This is a genomic window from Methylotuvimicrobium sp. KM1 (assembly GCF_044788715.1).
Classification (GTDB): domain Bacteria; phylum Pseudomonadota; class Gammaproteobacteria; order Methylococcales; family Methylomonadaceae; genus Methylotuvimicrobium.
On record NZ_CP173170.1, the window covers coordinates 1,639,079 to 1,653,652 of the forward strand.

Consider the following 14,574-nt stretch of genomic DNA (forward strand, 5'->3'; position numbering starts at 1 on the left):
TTTGCCTATTTCATGGCGCCATACTTTAAAGCTTAGTCCACGCCGAATTAATCGTCTACCAGAAAAAAGGGAGTGGGCGAAGAAAGATCGGCTTAAGGTCAGGTGTGACAAGAGAAGCTAATCATTTCTTTCAGTGCCGGATAGGTGTTGAAGGACTGTCCGAGCTATCAGTTTAAATCTTCTGCTAGCCTGGACGAAACGATGTTGTCGGCCTATTTCAGAGGAAAATGTAGCTATCGAGAAATAAGGTATTATTTTGAACTACATTGTACAACTGTCGGTAAAACCATTAGAGAAGCAAGATTAAAAAAGAAAGCCATGAACCTAAGGCATATGCACAAAATAACTGCTACAAGTAATAGGCTTTGCGGCGATTCGGTGACTCGCTTGACAGGACGCCGTGAATACTTCCATGTAGGCTTGACGGCGGCTTTCCCTGCCGCCGACACCAGTCAATCGAGCCACCGAACCCCCTCCCAGAAGTTGTCGAAGTTATTTCATGCTCGTTACTAAGTCGCATTCTTTTAGCAATATACTGTCCTGGTAAGATCGGTTTTGATGGGGGTTGGTTACGCTCATGAAGAAACGGTACTCGCCTTTGCAGTGGTTATGTTTTTTTAAAAGGGGATGATAATAGTCTCTTCAATTTTGATGAGCTCTTCGCGCTCTGAATGGTTTTCTTTAATTCTTGATTTCTGAGGCGGATTGCTTCCAATTTCTGCTGATCATCCGGTGATAGATTATCAACTCGCTGATCGACGCTTGATAACTCTAAAACCTGATCAATATTAGGTATCGGTGTGTTTTTCGAGGACGAATAAAAGCAAAATGCAGGGGTGTTATGCTTCCTGACCGAATTCCTTGCGGCATCGGCTTTTGTTAACAATTGCTTTGCGGTCTCTCCGTCATGAGGATAAAGGCTAATTCCCATCCGAGGTAGCAGGCTATATATGTCTTGGAGATAGGGGTAAGGCAGAGTAAGTACCGAAATGATTTCTTGGGCCAAGATTGCAATTCGTTCTTTGTCGTCCGTCCGGTTAAAAATGATGATAAATTCGTCATTGCTCCAGCGCCCGATGCTATCGCCAATCCGTATGCATGTCTTTAAGCGTTTAGCAATCGCTGATATCAGAAAGTCTTCAGCACTTAGGCTGAGCGTTTCGTCTATTGTTTTAAGATCATCAAAGCCGATAAAACAAATTGCAAAACAGTTATTATCTTTTTCGTCCGCGATGTTCCGGTCAATTAGTTCCTCCAGTTTTATACGATTGGGAAGCCCCGTCAATTTATCGTGAGTTGCCAGATATTTCCAACGACGGCTCATTTTGACGGTCTCTGTTATGTCGCTTAATACAAACATATACTGTTTTGTTTCATGGATAGGCATATCGATCGGATTGCATGATAGACGGATCGTATATTCGTTTCCGTTGGGCGCTTTTAGGTAACAAGTGGATACTGGTTTGTCGGATTTCAGCAACAAAGAAGGGCTCCAAAATTTAGCTTGATCGGTACTTAGACCTATCAGAACAGTATTGATATGTCGATGGGATGCTTCTTGAAGAGTGAATCCGGTTAATATTTCCGCATTTGGATTAAGGAATTCAATTCTGCCCTCGGAATCGGTAATGATGATGGCATCGCCAATTGCCGCAAGGGTCGCTGAATTACGTTGCCGTTCAAAAAGCAATGTGCGGCCAATGTGTTTCATGCTTTGCCAATTTAAGGCAGGAAAACTCAAGATCAAAACCGTTAAAACCGCTACGGGACTAAACCAGGACAAGGCGAAATAAAACAGGGAAGCACTGGTTGCGATGGCAGAAATCATGCCGGCAAGCAACGGAATGAGAGGTTTATTGTTGTAGATGCGCGATGATATTAGCGTGGCGAATAGCAAAATAAAAGTCAGGAGATTTTCTAAGGGTTTGCTCAGTTGGATCAAATTAAAACCTTGCAAACCCGAGTTAAGTACTTGCGCATGAAGCTCGATGCCATTCATGGGTTCCGATTGACCCGATAAAGGTGTTGGAAACCTTGTGGCCAAACCGGCAGCCGAAGCTCCAACCAAGACAATCTTATTTTCCAGAGACAAGTCGGTTGTTTTCTCTTGAAGGATATCGAGATAAGAAATTCTTTGAAACTCGCTGTTATCGGCAAAGGGAATCAAAACGCGTTGATTGCGCCACCAAAGGTTCGAACGGGAAGGATGCGTGTTGGGACGACTTTCGCCTTGCCATTTCAATGTATGGTCTTCATGATGGACCTGCAATAGAACGGAAGCAAACGAACGCCATTTTCTGTTATCGAAGCCTGCTTCGAGAAAGATGGATCGGACCAAGCCGTCACTGTCGAGTTCGATGTCGACATGCCCTAAACCGGCCGCGGTTTCGATAAATTGTTTCAAGGGAAGCGTCGGTTTTATACCCTCTTTCCGGAGGCCGGTGATTTCGGGCAAGACCGGCAAAACGACCTTGCCGTTGTGACGGATTGCTTCAGCCAACAGTCTATCCGCTACAGGATCTGCATTTTCGGGTTCGGCAAATATGATATCAAGGCCGATCGCAGCGGCATTGAGTTGTGTCAGAGTGTCAAGCAATTTGGCATGTGTCCTTCTCGACCAGGGCCAGCGTCCAAGTTCTTTGAGGCTCCGTTCATCGATCTCAATGATCACAAGGCCATCGGTCGCAGGGCGTGGCCAAAGTCTGAGCATGCTGTCGTATACTAAGCGGTCGACCGGTTGTAATGCATTAAAGCTGGAAATTAACAGGCCGAGAAGGGCAAGGCTTAATGCCGTGTTTATAGCGGTATGCCTAAATACACTCTTGAGTCTTTGCATTGAGTGAGCCTAAATAATGATGAACACTATTAAGGTTACCCTTAATAGTAACCAATACAAAGTTGGGAATGCTTCAATTTTTTGCGAATTATCAAATGACCTACTGAAATCGATTGCACCGATGCTTTCTATTCGATTCGGCGATAACACGGCTTCCGTTCCGTCTGCGTTTGGTAATGCGATGAAGCCTTTTGCCGGAAACAGTTTGTAATAACAGATGCAGGCATGAATGCTGTCGTAGGCGATCGGTAGCCCTTGCTGCTTAATGTGACGCGCCAAATCACGCTATCCAACTTACCGCCGTAAAGATCGAACGTGCCCGTTTTTTTGCGCGCCAGCATCCAGACTTGATAAATCAACTGCAACAAATTTTCGTCGTGAAACCGTGTATAAGCGTGTTTGACGTAGACTGTCGGTTTTTCGGTGTCGATCGACGGTTTGCCGTCCGCATCGAGTGTCACTGTACCGATTTTATCGGTTTCGTTGCGCGTGTCGATTTTCCAGACCGGTGCGAATTGCACGAACAGGCGATCAAGTAGCTCAGTTTCGAACAGCGGAATTTGCAGCGGGTTGCAGTAGGCTTTGGCGAATCTATCGGCTGCTTCTTGCCGAGTCATCGACGCAGTTCGGGGCGGCGCGTAGCGTAGCGGATCGGTTTGCCGGTTACCGGAATTTGCTCGATCGGCAGTTGAAAAGGGGCGTTTAATTCAGTGTGCAAGTCGTCGAGCGCAAGCCCGGCGAACCAGCGCAGCAGCGGGTAGGCTCCGGCAACTTGTTGCCAAGTTCGGTAATGGTCGGGCACCGCGACTCGATCGGCTAATTCGGTTTTGTAGTCGGTTTTTTTAAAAGAATCCGAACCGACTAGTGCGCGGCCGCATTCGTTGAGTCTTTGCCGAAACGACGAACCCGGCGGCAAGCGGGAAGTTAGGCCGGCGGCCGCGTCTCGCGGCAAATTCGCGAATTCCGTCAACCTTGCGTTCTCATCCAGTTGCCGCATTTGTTCGAGCCACTGCGCGTAAGCCGAATCGGACATTGACGCACCGGCAAATGAAGCAAAAAAACGATTGCCGCGAAGATAGGGAAAGCCGGGAATCCGCATTTCGCCGGTATCCTCGGTGCTATTTGCGAAAACGGCATCATCGAGGTCTTGATAAAATTGCAAACAAGACGCTTGCTGTCCGCCCTGCGGAGCAATCAAAAGGGCGGAGGTCGAGACACAGCCCGTTAGGAATAGACATGACAATAAGGAGATTCTCATTGCGTGCATCGTGTCAATCCTCCGTGAGAACAGGCGTGAAAGATCGTCATTGTATTCAATTTTCCCTACAGGCTTACTCCCTTTATACTCAAAAATCGGCTTGTGCTTCACGCTGACGCAGCAATAACGCGAAGTTCAAAATTTCCTGCATGAGGGGTTCCGGCTTGGGTTTAATGGTTTGAAAAACCTGTTCGGCAAGGTCCATATCGGTTCACTCTTAAATCTAATCGTTTGTGTCAAACATGGGCTACTAAATCAAAAAGTAACCTGATGTATCCCCACAAAACGCTCGTTCCCATGCTCGGCGCTCTTCTTTATACACAAATATCGGTAAACTTGCTAAACAGAGGTCATCGTATAACTGGAAACGGTGCTGTTTGATAAATCTGCGGATATTGGATATCAGTGGCTCCGAGATCGCGATCTGGGGATCGCTCCCACAGAGCATCCAGCCCCTTGTGGGAGCGACGCCTTCGTCGCGATTTCGAAGTCGGTTACGTTAAGCAACAATAAAGGGTATCGAGGTCACATTCGCCAAGATGGCAAGACGGTATCTACGACTTATGTATAACGGCGAGTGCTCGGCGTGGGAATGCCGCTTTAGACGCTCTGCGTCGACTGCGGCGGGCAATCGGATTAAGAAACTGTAGAGAATGTATCGTTGCTCTTGTCGGGATTATCGACCTCTAGGGACGCAGAGCGTCCCGGGATGTATTCCCACGCAGCGTAGGAACGATGAAAAAAATCAATATATCTATCAATTTTCAGCCATAGCAAATTGTTTTATTTGGCTGTTTCGTGGGGATACCTCAGAACCTGAACCTTTTTTGCCTTCCCTAACCGCATCGTTCTTAAATTCATGTTTTAGCCTACAGATTTGCGCATCGTGACAAATTCTTCGGCCGCAGTCGGATGAATACCGATCGTCGAGTCGAAGACGGCCTTGGTCGCGCCGGCCCGAATTGCGACTGCCATGCCTTGTATGATTTCTCCCGCTTCCGGTCCGACCATGTGGATGCCTAGGACCCGATCGGTGCTTGTTCTGACTATCATTTTCATCATCGTTTTTTCATCGAGACCGGACAGCGTGTGTTTCATCGGCGTAAAAACTGATTTATAGATCTCGATATCGGAGTATCGCTCCTTGGCTTCGGATTCGGTCAACCCGACCGTGCCGATATTCGGCTGGCTGAATACCGCCGTTGGGATATTGTCATAATCGACCGAAGTGGGTTCATCGGTATAGAGATTGTTGACCAGAGCCATCGCTTCGGCGATTGCGACCGGCGTCAGGTTAAGTCCGCCGGTGACATCGCCCAGCGCGTATATCGACGGAATATTGCTTTGATATCGGTGGTCGACGACGATTTCGCCCTTCTCGGTCAACGCAACGCCGAGTTCGGGCAGACCAAGTCCCGCAGTATTCGGTCTTCGCCCGGTCGCGTATAAAATCAGATCGGCTTCAACGATGTGGTTCCGGTCGGTATGGGCTTCATAGCCGCTTTCGTTTCGGGCGACCGATTGAATATTGGTGTTGAGCAAAATGTCGATGCCTTTTTTTTGCATTTCCTGACTGGCAAATGCTCTAACATCGTGATCGAATCCCCGCAGTATTTGCTCGCCCCGATAGCATAATGTTGTGTTAACGCCCAAGCCGTGCATGATGCCGGCGAACTCGACGGCAATATAGCCGCCGCCGACAATCAGTATTCGCTCGGGAAGATTATCCAAGGCAAACATGTCATCGGAATCGGCGACATATTCGTTGCCCGGAAAATCGGGAATAAAGGGCTTTCCGCCGGTTGCGATTAGAATGCGTTCGCTACGGTATCGAGTTTCGCCGACTTGCACGGTATGAGCGTCAAGCAATGTCGCTCGGCCTTCGATCAGTGTTACGCCGGACTTGTCGAGCAAACTGCCGTATATGCCTTGCAGCCGTTTTAGTTCGCGGTCTTTTTGCGACAACAAACGTGGCCAGTCGAAGTCGGGTTCGCTTAGCGACCAGCCGAAACCTTTAGCCGCTTCAAAATCCTCGCGAAAATGCGAGGCATAGACGAACAATTTCTTAGGCACGCAACCGACATTGACGCAGGTACCCCCTAGATGACGGTTTTCGGCGATGGCGACGCGGACGCCGAGGTTGGCGGCAGTTCGCGCGGCTCGAACGCCCCCTGAACCCGCGCCGATAACAAATAGCTCGAAATCGAAATCAGTCATTTGTATATTATTGAATAGGTGGATAACGGCAGCGCATCGGCATTCTTGATTGAATAACCGATGCGAATTATTAAACCTAAAAAGAGCAGTTGGCATGTGTTGTAGACCGTTCGTGCTGAGCCAAGTCGAAGCATGAAGGGTCTGCAACACTTTCACCGGCTTGGTGAAGCCTCAAACTACCCTTCTGAACCCTTCGACAGGGCTCTCCTGAGCTCGGCCGAAGGGTTCAGAAGGGTAGTTTGAGGTACTCAAATGCTCTTTTTAGGTTAAATTATGATCTTAAATAATCGAGCATCGTTTCAGCACCGCTAACCGAGAACGGATCGTCCGGACAATTGTCGGAAAAACCGGGTTCGCTGAACAGCTTGACGATCTTACCGTCCTCGACCAACATCGAATAACGCCAAGAGCGATAGCCGAAGCCGAGATTTTCTTTTTTGACCAACATGCCCATCAGACGCGTAAAATCGCCATTGCCGTCGGGCAACATTTTGACATGCTCGATGCCCAGATGTTTACTCCACTGAAACATCGTGAAGGCATCGTTGACACTTAAACAATAGACATCATCGACTCCCTGACCGATGATGTCTTGGTATTTTGCTTCGTAACCCGGTAAATGTGTGCTCGAGCATGTCGGCGTAAACGCGCCCGGCAGGGAAAACAGCACGATTTTTTTGCCTTTGAAAATATCGTCGCTACTGACATCCTGCCAACGAAAAGGATTGTCGCCGCCGATACTTTCATCGCGCACGCGGGTTTTGAAAACTACATTGGGAACGTTTGAAGTCATTTAGATTCTCCGGTTGGTTGATCAATGAGCGATCGGTTTATCGGTGAATAAATAATCGCGTAGTTCGTTGTCGAGTTTCGGGTCTTGTCGGCGTATCCATTCCAACAGCATCGCCGCGTGTTCCTTCTCCTCATCGCGGTTATGCGCGAGTATCGCTTTGAGGTCTTTATCCTTGCACGCATCGACGCGTTGGTTATACCAGTCGACCGCTTCCAGTTCCTCCATTAAAGAGGTAATAGCCCGATGCATGTCGCGCGTAGCATCGGAGAGTTCTTCTATTGCTTCGTGATAACCTTCGTTTGCCATTTTGGTGCCTCGTCTACTGAATAAATGATTGCCGATTAGGAAGAGAATCTCACGATTTATCTTTCTAATCGACTCATTGACAGTTTAACGCTGTTTTAATGCAATGAATATACTCATCGTAGATCAAAATTCGGCGCCGGGGTGACCGTCAAAGGACGCCGTGAATACATCCATGTAGGCAAAGCCTTTGCCGATCACCCCGGTGCCTCTTTAGGCATCGCCGAAATTTGAAGTGCGAAAGGTATAATGGATTGTCATTATCAAGGCGATTTATTGTATCGATACACGATATAATCCGCAATTGAGCTTTATTCCGCGCCTTAAAACTGATTCATGAGTTTCCACGAACTAAACGCCCGTTTTCGCCGATTGCATAAAGAGCATGCCGCCTGGCGTTTGTTGCGCTCGGACAATGCGCCGTTGATACTGGCCTTTGTCGCCGATTTGTTCGAAGAGGCCGACGAAATCGCGTTCGGCCGCGCCAAGATGGCGCTCGATACCGAACTGGAGCATTGGCGCGAACAGGGCATTATTGAAGTCGAGGTCAATGCCGCGACCTATTTGCGGCAATGGATTCAAGCCGGCTGGTTGCGCGAGTTGGACGATCAATTGAGCAAAACCGATGCTTGCGAGGTCGCGCTGCGTTTCTGCCGGCAATTGGATCAGCGCGAGACCAACGCTACCGCGTCGCATTTGCGTATCGTGCAAGATGCGGTACGGGATCTATCGGTCGCGATCAGTCCCGACCCGGCTGAACGCATTCAATTACTGGAATCGCGCAAGGCCGAAATTCAGCGGGAACTCGATGAACTGGAGGCCGGTATCGTTCATGAATTATCGGATACCGAACAGCGCGAGCGTATCATCGAGATTTATCAATTAGCGGCGGTGTTGACCGGCGATTTTCGCCGTGTCGAAGACGAGATCCGGCAAATCGACCAAACTCTGCGCGTGCAAATGATCGAATCCGGCGGCAGCCGCGGCGATGTGATTCTGAACCTGCTGGAGCAGGAGCAACTGCTGGCCGCGAGTGATGCCGGCCGGGCTTTCGATGGCTTCTTTCATTTGTTGTGCGATCAAAATCGCAGTACCGAATTGCGCGAACAATTGAAAGCGATTTTGAGCCGCCCGGCCGCCAATAATCTCAGCGAGCAACAGGCCCGCTTTCTCGGTAAACTCATGCGCGAATTGAGCCGCGAAAGCGGCAGGGTATTCCAGGTGCGCCGCCGTACCGAGGAAAATCTGCGTCAGTTCGTCGAAAGCGGCGCGGCCGGTGAAATGCGGGCCGTGGACCGATTGCTCGGCAAATTGGAACGCTTGGCGGTCGGATTTAAGGAGGCCGATATTTCGATGCGTCACGAAACCAGTCTCAGACTCGACAGCGGCCATGTCAAAATACAATCCCCGGACAGTTGGTCTTTGAAAATGCCCGAGGAACAGCTTGACACGCGCGATGTGCAGGAACATATCAATACCGGCACGCCTAGCGATACGATGCTGCGGCAATTGCATGCGGTACAGGTATTGGCTGTCGCGGAAAAATTACGCAGCACCTTGCGGGCCAGCCGAATTCCGCTCAGTATCGCCGGTTTGGTTGCGCGACAGCCGATTCAGGCCGGCCTGGAAGAATTGATCGCATTTCTCAGGGTCGCGCGCGCGGTCGGCGCGACCGAATTGCAGGGCAGGGAAACCGTTGAGATTAAAGATAGAAACGGGCAGTGCTTGAAAGCTGAAATACCGCATTATTTGCTCAGCGCCGAGCAATTTCCCGAACGACTTGAGGAGTTGATTTTGTGAGTTTTTTCGATAAACCGCTTGCCGGAAATTCTGCCGAGCAGCCCGATCTGTTCGATATCCTGCGTGGCCGAATCGAGTCGCCCGAGGTTTCAAGTGCGCAGCAAACCGATGAATCCCTCACGCTTCTCACGCTTGACGAGCAGTCCGAAGCTTGCGGCGAGACCGAAGACCATTCCGGCCGATTGCCGCCCGAGGCGCGCCATGCGTTGGTCGGATTGCTGCGCCACGGCGTGATCATGGCCGACAATAAACGCCTGCAATTCGAGACCTTGTGCCGCTACCGAGTGGAGATCGAAGCGCATCTGGCCGATATGTATCTGCGCGTTTTGCTGGACGAACAAGCGGGGCTGGCTATCCTGTTGCAGCAAGAAGCGGAAGAGCTCGACGAGGACGATGAAGTCAGTAGTCTGATCGTCAGGCGAACTTTAACACTGTACGATACCTTGTTGTTACTGGTGTTACGCAAGCATTATCAAGAACGGCAAAACGCCGGCGAGCAGCGCGTCATTATCGATATCGACCGCGTCGATGTCGCGCTGCGGCCGTTTCTGCCGTTGACCAACAGCAGCCGCAGCGACCGGAGGCAGTTGAGCGGCGCATTGAAAAACATGAAAGACCGGAAAATTTTGGCGGCGGTGCGTGGCGATGAAGAACGTTTTGAAATCACACCGGTAATCCGTTATGTCGTTAATGCTGCCTTTCTCGAGCAAATGCTCGAGGAATATCTGAAACTGGCGGCCGGCGCAAGCCTGAGCGAAGAACAGGAGGCTTACGATGTCTGACGGGAAGAGCGCGCAAGTGCGCGATTTATTCGCTTGCGGTGCGATCCGGCTACGAGAATTGTCGGTCTATAATTGGGGCTCGTTTCATGGCCTGCATACGGCCCGGATCGATCCCGACGGTACCTTGATCACCGGCGACAACGGTGCCGGAAAATCGACTCTGGTGGACGGTTTGATGGCCTTGTTGTTGCCGGCCGGCAAGGCGACTTTCAATGTCGCGGCGGCTCAGGGCGACCGGAGCGACCGAAGTTTGATGAGCTATATTCGCGGCAGTTTCGGCAGCGCTCATGACGGCGGCCGAACCCGGATATTGAGCAAGCGCGAAGGCGCGGTCGTGACCGGACTTCGGGCTTTTTATCAGGCCGACGACGGTTCGCAAATGACGCTCGCCGCCTTGTTTTGGATCACCCATGCCGGCAATGCCCTGGGCGACCTAAAGCGGGTTTATCTAGTCGCGCGCCGCAATGTGACCTTGAAAGAATTGCTCGATGCCTTCGGCGACGGCGACCCGCGCGCGTTGAAACAGTATTTACGTCAGGATCCTTTGATCACTCCTTGCGACGACCGGTTTTCCGAATATCAGGAATGCTACCGGCGCTTGCTGCACATGGATAACCCGAATGCGCCGGCGCTATTGGCGAGGGCTTTGGGGCTGAAAAAAATCGATGATCTGACTTCATTGATCCGCGATCTGGTGCTCGAACCCAGCAATGTGCGCGACGATGCGCGTAAAGCGGTCGATGAATTCGCCGATCTGGTCGGCATTCACAATCAGTTACTCGACGCCCGTCAGCAGCGCGATGCCTTGGCGGACTTGCCTGGCGTGACCGAAGACTTGCAGCGCGCCGAACAGGATTTGCAAAGACTGGATGCCGAATTGGACGGCCTGTCGGCTTGGTTCGGCGAACAATGCGCCGGGTTATGGCAGTTGCGCATCGACACCATCGTTTCGGAGCTGCAGCAGGCCAAAAGTCATCTCGAACGGCTGGAAATTCAAGTGAACGAGGCCGCGGAGCGCTCCGAGCAATGCCATGCCGATTATCTGCAGGCTGGCGGCGAGCGCATCGAATTCATCAAGAAAGACTTGCAGACCGCGGAAGCCAAACTGGCCGAAGTCAATCTCAAGGCCGCGCGCTACCAACAAGTCGCCGGCGCCTTGCAGTTGCAGGGCGGGCTCGAAGAAGCTGTTTTTCAAGACAATCAGCGGCGGGCGCAACAGGCCCGAGAAGCCATCGCTAATGAAAAGGCAAAAGCCCAGGACGATTTTGCCGCGCAGGCCGCCAAACTGAGCAATGCCCAGGACCAACAACGGCACTTGCAGGACGAAATCGGCGAAATCGAGGCGCGCCCCGATTCCAATATCGACGCCAAATTTCAAATTTTGCGCGATGAAATGGCCGAAGCGCTCGGTTTGGATCGCGGCAAGCTGATGTTCATCGGCGAATTGCTGGATGTGCGCGATGACGAGCGCGCCTGGCAGGGCGCGATAGAACGTGCGTTAGGCGGGCTTCGCACGACGCTGGCGGTGCCGGAAAGCGATTTTCCGTTGGTCACGCGCTGGTTGAATCAGCGCCATACCGGCTTGCATGTGCGCGTACAGGTCGTTCGCGAGCTCAATCAGGCGCCGGATTTCAAAGCCGACGGTTATTTGCGCAAACTGGCTTGGCGCGACCATCCTTACCGCGACTGGCTGAAACGCCATTTGGCGCGTTTCGATCTGCACTGCGTCGAAAACACTGAACGGCTCGACCGGACGCCTTTTTCGATGACGCGGCAAGGCTTGATGCATATGGATCGCGGCCGCTTCGAGAAAAAAGACCAGCAGCGCATCGACGACCGCCGCGCCTGGCAATTGGGATTTTCCAACAAAAACCGACTGGCTCTTTTGCGTCAGGATGTCGAACGCTTCAAACAAGAAATTCTCGCGTTCGGCGAGGCTGTAGGCAAGGCGCGCGAAGCCATGGATTCGGTCGACCGGCGCGACCGGCAATGGGAAGAACTCGGCAAATTCCGCTGGGCCGATATCGATGTGCCGTATTGGCAAAATCGCATCGCGGGGCATAAACACGATATCGAACAATTGGAACGGGCCGGCGGCGATCTGGCCGCCGCGAAGGCGCGCTGGGAATCGTCGAAAGCGGCATTGCAGGATTTGCAAAAGCAAAAGGATGGCCAAATCGGGCGCGTGAGCGCGATCGGTAAGGACCGTGAAAATGCCGAAAAAAACAGACAACAAGCCTTGAAGCTGGCCGAAACCGGCGTGGCCGACGATTTGCGCGCGGCATTGCTGAAAAAAATAGGCGCACTCAAAGACGCGCAACTGGAGGAAGCCGCGAAAATCGAGGAACGTTATCGTCGCGGTATGGAACAGCAACGCGGAGTCGTTCGCGCCCGCAAAGACCGGGCCAGCCGATCGGCGGTCGGCATCATGACCGGTTTTCGTGCGAAATGGGAAATCATCGCCGCGGATTGGGGCGGGGACTTGGCGAGTCTGCAGGATTATCTGGCGCATTTAGCGCAACTGGAGCAAGAAGGCCTCCCGGCCTTGGTCGAAAAGTTTCGCGAACGCCTGAACCGACACGCGACGCAATCGCTGGCGGGGATACGCACACGAATCGAATCGGAGCGGGAAGACATCGACGAGCGCATCCAAACGATCAACCGGGTGCTGGAGCGGACCGAATTTCGGGCCGGAAGTTATTTGCAATTGGGCATGAAAAACGAGCAATACGAGCATGTGCAGCATTTCAATCGCCTTTTGAGCAAAGTCATGGAGCAATTAACCAGCGACGATCACGAAGCGCGTTTCGCCGGTTTGCAACAGGTCATCGCCATTTTGGACAAGGCTAGTAATCCGGCCACGGCCAATACGCAGGAAAGCCTGCGTTTGCTTGATCCGCGTCATCAGTTGTCGTTTTATGCCGAGGAAATCGGCACGGAAGACGGTAAGATTCGCGATGTGTTGATGTCGTCCAGCGGTAAATCCGGCGGCGAGAAAGAATCGTTCGCGGGCACCATCGTCGCGGCGAGCTTGGCCTATGTATTGACACCGGACGGCAGCGATCGGCCGGTTTACAGCACCGTATTTCTCGACGAGGCCTTTTCGAATACGGCCGAAGCGGTCAGCCGCCGAGTACTGCGCATCTTCAAGGAGCTGCATATTCATGTCAATTTGATCACGCCCTACAAGAATCTTAATTTGGCGCGCGAATCGGCCAGTTCGCTGTTGATTGCCGAACGCGACGGCGCGGCGCATGAAAGCAGCCTGTGCGAAGTGACCTGGCAAGAGATTGACGAGCGTTTGCGGCAACAAGCCGAGGCATTCGATGTGGTGTTGGCATCCTAACGTTCATGGAAGCCAGGCCATCGCCCCAGCAAATGAAAGTTCTCTGGTGGCGGAGGGTGCGGTCACTCGCTCGACAGGACGCCGTGAATACCTCCTTGTAGGCTCGGCGGCGGCTATCCCTGCCGCCGACGCCTGTCGATCGAGCAACCGCACACGCTTCGGAACCAACATTGTTTTTCATATCGAAAAATTAGATAAGGAATGCAAAACTGCGAACTTTCACAGTAACTGGAGCTTGGGAAACAGCGCCGTAGGATGGTGAGCAGCGAAGCGGAAACCCATCGCTTTGTTTGAGCGCAGGTTTGATTGCGATTTAGCTTGATGCGTATGGAAGCGAAGGGTGCCCTATGCGCAGCCTACTGGCTGGCTGCCGGGGTCTAGAGATCATGAATGGCGAAAGTCATCACGTCCTTGTGTTCCGGATCCCGGCAATTCTTGCCGGGATGACGATTTCGATGTCCTTTCCGTTATTAGCGCATTAAGCCTATCTTGCATTTGTCGGAAGAACAGTCAACAATAATTGGGCATGTCTGTCGAGATATGAATTCAAAACCCGAGCCTAATCTTCTTCCCGGTAACCGTTTATGAACCAACCCGCCTATCGTTTAGCCGTTTATGAAGACTTGTTCGATTTGCCCGAGCATGTCATCGGCGAAATTCTGCATGGACAATTGATTACCCAGCCTCGTCCGGCACCTAAACACGCCCGATCCGCCTCGATTATCGGCGGTGAAGTGATGGGGCCTTTCGATCAAGGCAAAGGCGGGCCGGGCGGCTGGTGGATTTTGGATGAACCGGAGCTGCATTTGGGGCCCCATATTTTGGTACCCGATCTTGCCGGCTGGCGTAAAGAACGAATGCCGCGTTTTCCTGATGAGGCTTATTTCAGTCTCGCGCCCGACTGGGTTTGTGAAGTGATTTCGCCCGGCACCGCGCGCACGGACCGGGTTGTCAAAATGCCGATATATGCGGCGGAGTCGGTGCAATGGTTGTGGCTGGTCGATCCCGATCTTCAAATATTGGAGGTCTATCGCCTGCTCGACGGACATTGGCTGTTGGAGCGCACTTGGCAAAACGACGATATCGTCAATGCGCCGCCGTTCGATGCGATTAGCATGAACTTGGGGGATCTTTGGTTGCCGCAAGACTGAATATTGCAAAAGGGTGCTCGTGTTAGATGTTAAAGGGCAAAACCCTAATGCTCTAGGAAAGCGCGCCAAAAAGATGTTTTTCGCGTTA

Annotated in this window: 10 protein-coding genes; 4 read left to right on the top strand and 6 right to left on the bottom strand. The window is 51.7% G+C overall.

The window, feature by feature from the left end; translation table 11 throughout:
- Positions 1 to 607: 607 nt before the first annotated feature.
- The 6 genes from ACINK7_RS06950 to ACINK7_RS06975 all read right to left on the bottom strand — a co-directional run bounded on the left by ACINK7_RS06950 (position 608) and on the right by ACINK7_RS06975 (position 7,410).
- Positions 608 to 2,836 carry a CHASE2 domain-containing protein gene (locus tag ACINK7_RS06950; RefSeq protein ID WP_404360585.1) on the bottom strand — a complete coding sequence of 743 codons (2,229 nt, stop codon included), beginning with the start codon at positions 2,834 to 2,836 and terminating at the stop codon, positions 608 to 610.
- A 128-nt stretch (positions 2,837 to 2,964) separates the two neighbouring features.
- Positions 2,965 to 3,453: a hypothetical protein gene (locus tag ACINK7_RS06955; RefSeq protein ID WP_404360586.1), complete on the bottom strand. Its 489-nt coding sequence runs from the start codon at positions 3,451 to 3,453 to the stop codon at positions 2,965 to 2,967.
- Positions 3,450 to 4,103, bottom strand: coding sequence for a hypothetical protein (locus ACINK7_RS06960; RefSeq protein ID WP_404360587.1), 654 nt, complete (start codon positions 4,101 to 4,103; stop codon positions 3,450 to 3,452). Before ACINK7_RS06960 ends, ACINK7_RS06955 begins: the two co-directional genes overlap by 4 nt.
- 855 nt (positions 4,104 to 4,958) lie before the next feature.
- The gene (gene gorA, locus ACINK7_RS06965) at positions 4,959 to 6,311 is read right to left on the bottom strand and encodes a glutathione-disulfide reductase (RefSeq protein ID WP_404360588.1); all 1,353 of its coding nucleotides are present in this window, start codon (positions 6,309 to 6,311) and stop codon (positions 4,959 to 4,961) included.
- Positions 6,312 to 6,582: 271 nt separating this feature from the next.
- Positions 6,583 to 7,104 carry a peroxiredoxin gene (locus ACINK7_RS06970; protein WP_404360589.1) on the bottom strand — a complete coding sequence of 174 codons (522 nt, stop codon included), beginning with the start codon at positions 7,102 to 7,104 and terminating at the stop codon, positions 6,583 to 6,585.
- A 21-nt stretch (positions 7,105 to 7,125) separates the two neighbouring features.
- A complete protein-coding gene (locus tag ACINK7_RS06975; RefSeq protein WP_404360591.1) occupies positions 7,126 to 7,410 on the bottom strand; it encodes an encapsulin-associated ferritin-like protein in 285 nt (94 codons plus the stop codon).
- A 333-nt stretch (positions 7,411 to 7,743) separates the two neighbouring features.
- On the opposite strand from ACINK7_RS06975, the gene ACINK7_RS06980 reads away from it, so the two are divergent.
- From ACINK7_RS06980 to ACINK7_RS06995, 4 genes are all read left to right on the top strand, one after another.
- A complete protein-coding gene (locus ACINK7_RS06980; RefSeq protein WP_404360592.1) occupies positions 7,744 to 9,207 on the top strand; it encodes a DUF3375 domain-containing protein in 1,464 nt (487 codons plus the stop codon).
- A complete protein-coding gene (locus ACINK7_RS06985) occupies positions 9,204 to 9,989 on the top strand; it encodes a DUF4194 domain-containing protein (RefSeq protein ID WP_404360593.1) in 786 nt (261 codons plus the stop codon). Before ACINK7_RS06980 ends, ACINK7_RS06985 begins: the two co-directional genes overlap by 4 nt.
- Positions 9,982 to 13,335, top strand: coding sequence for an ATP-binding protein (locus ACINK7_RS06990; protein ID WP_404360594.1), 3,354 nt, complete (start codon positions 9,982 to 9,984; stop codon positions 13,333 to 13,335). Before ACINK7_RS06985 ends, ACINK7_RS06990 begins: the two co-directional genes overlap by 8 nt.
- 584 nt (positions 13,336 to 13,919) lie before the next feature.
- Positions 13,920 to 14,486, top strand: a complete 567-nt coding sequence (locus tag ACINK7_RS06995; protein WP_404360595.1) for a Uma2 family endonuclease — start codon at positions 13,920 to 13,922, stop codon at positions 14,484 to 14,486.
- Positions 14,487 to 14,574: the final 88 nt, after the last annotated feature.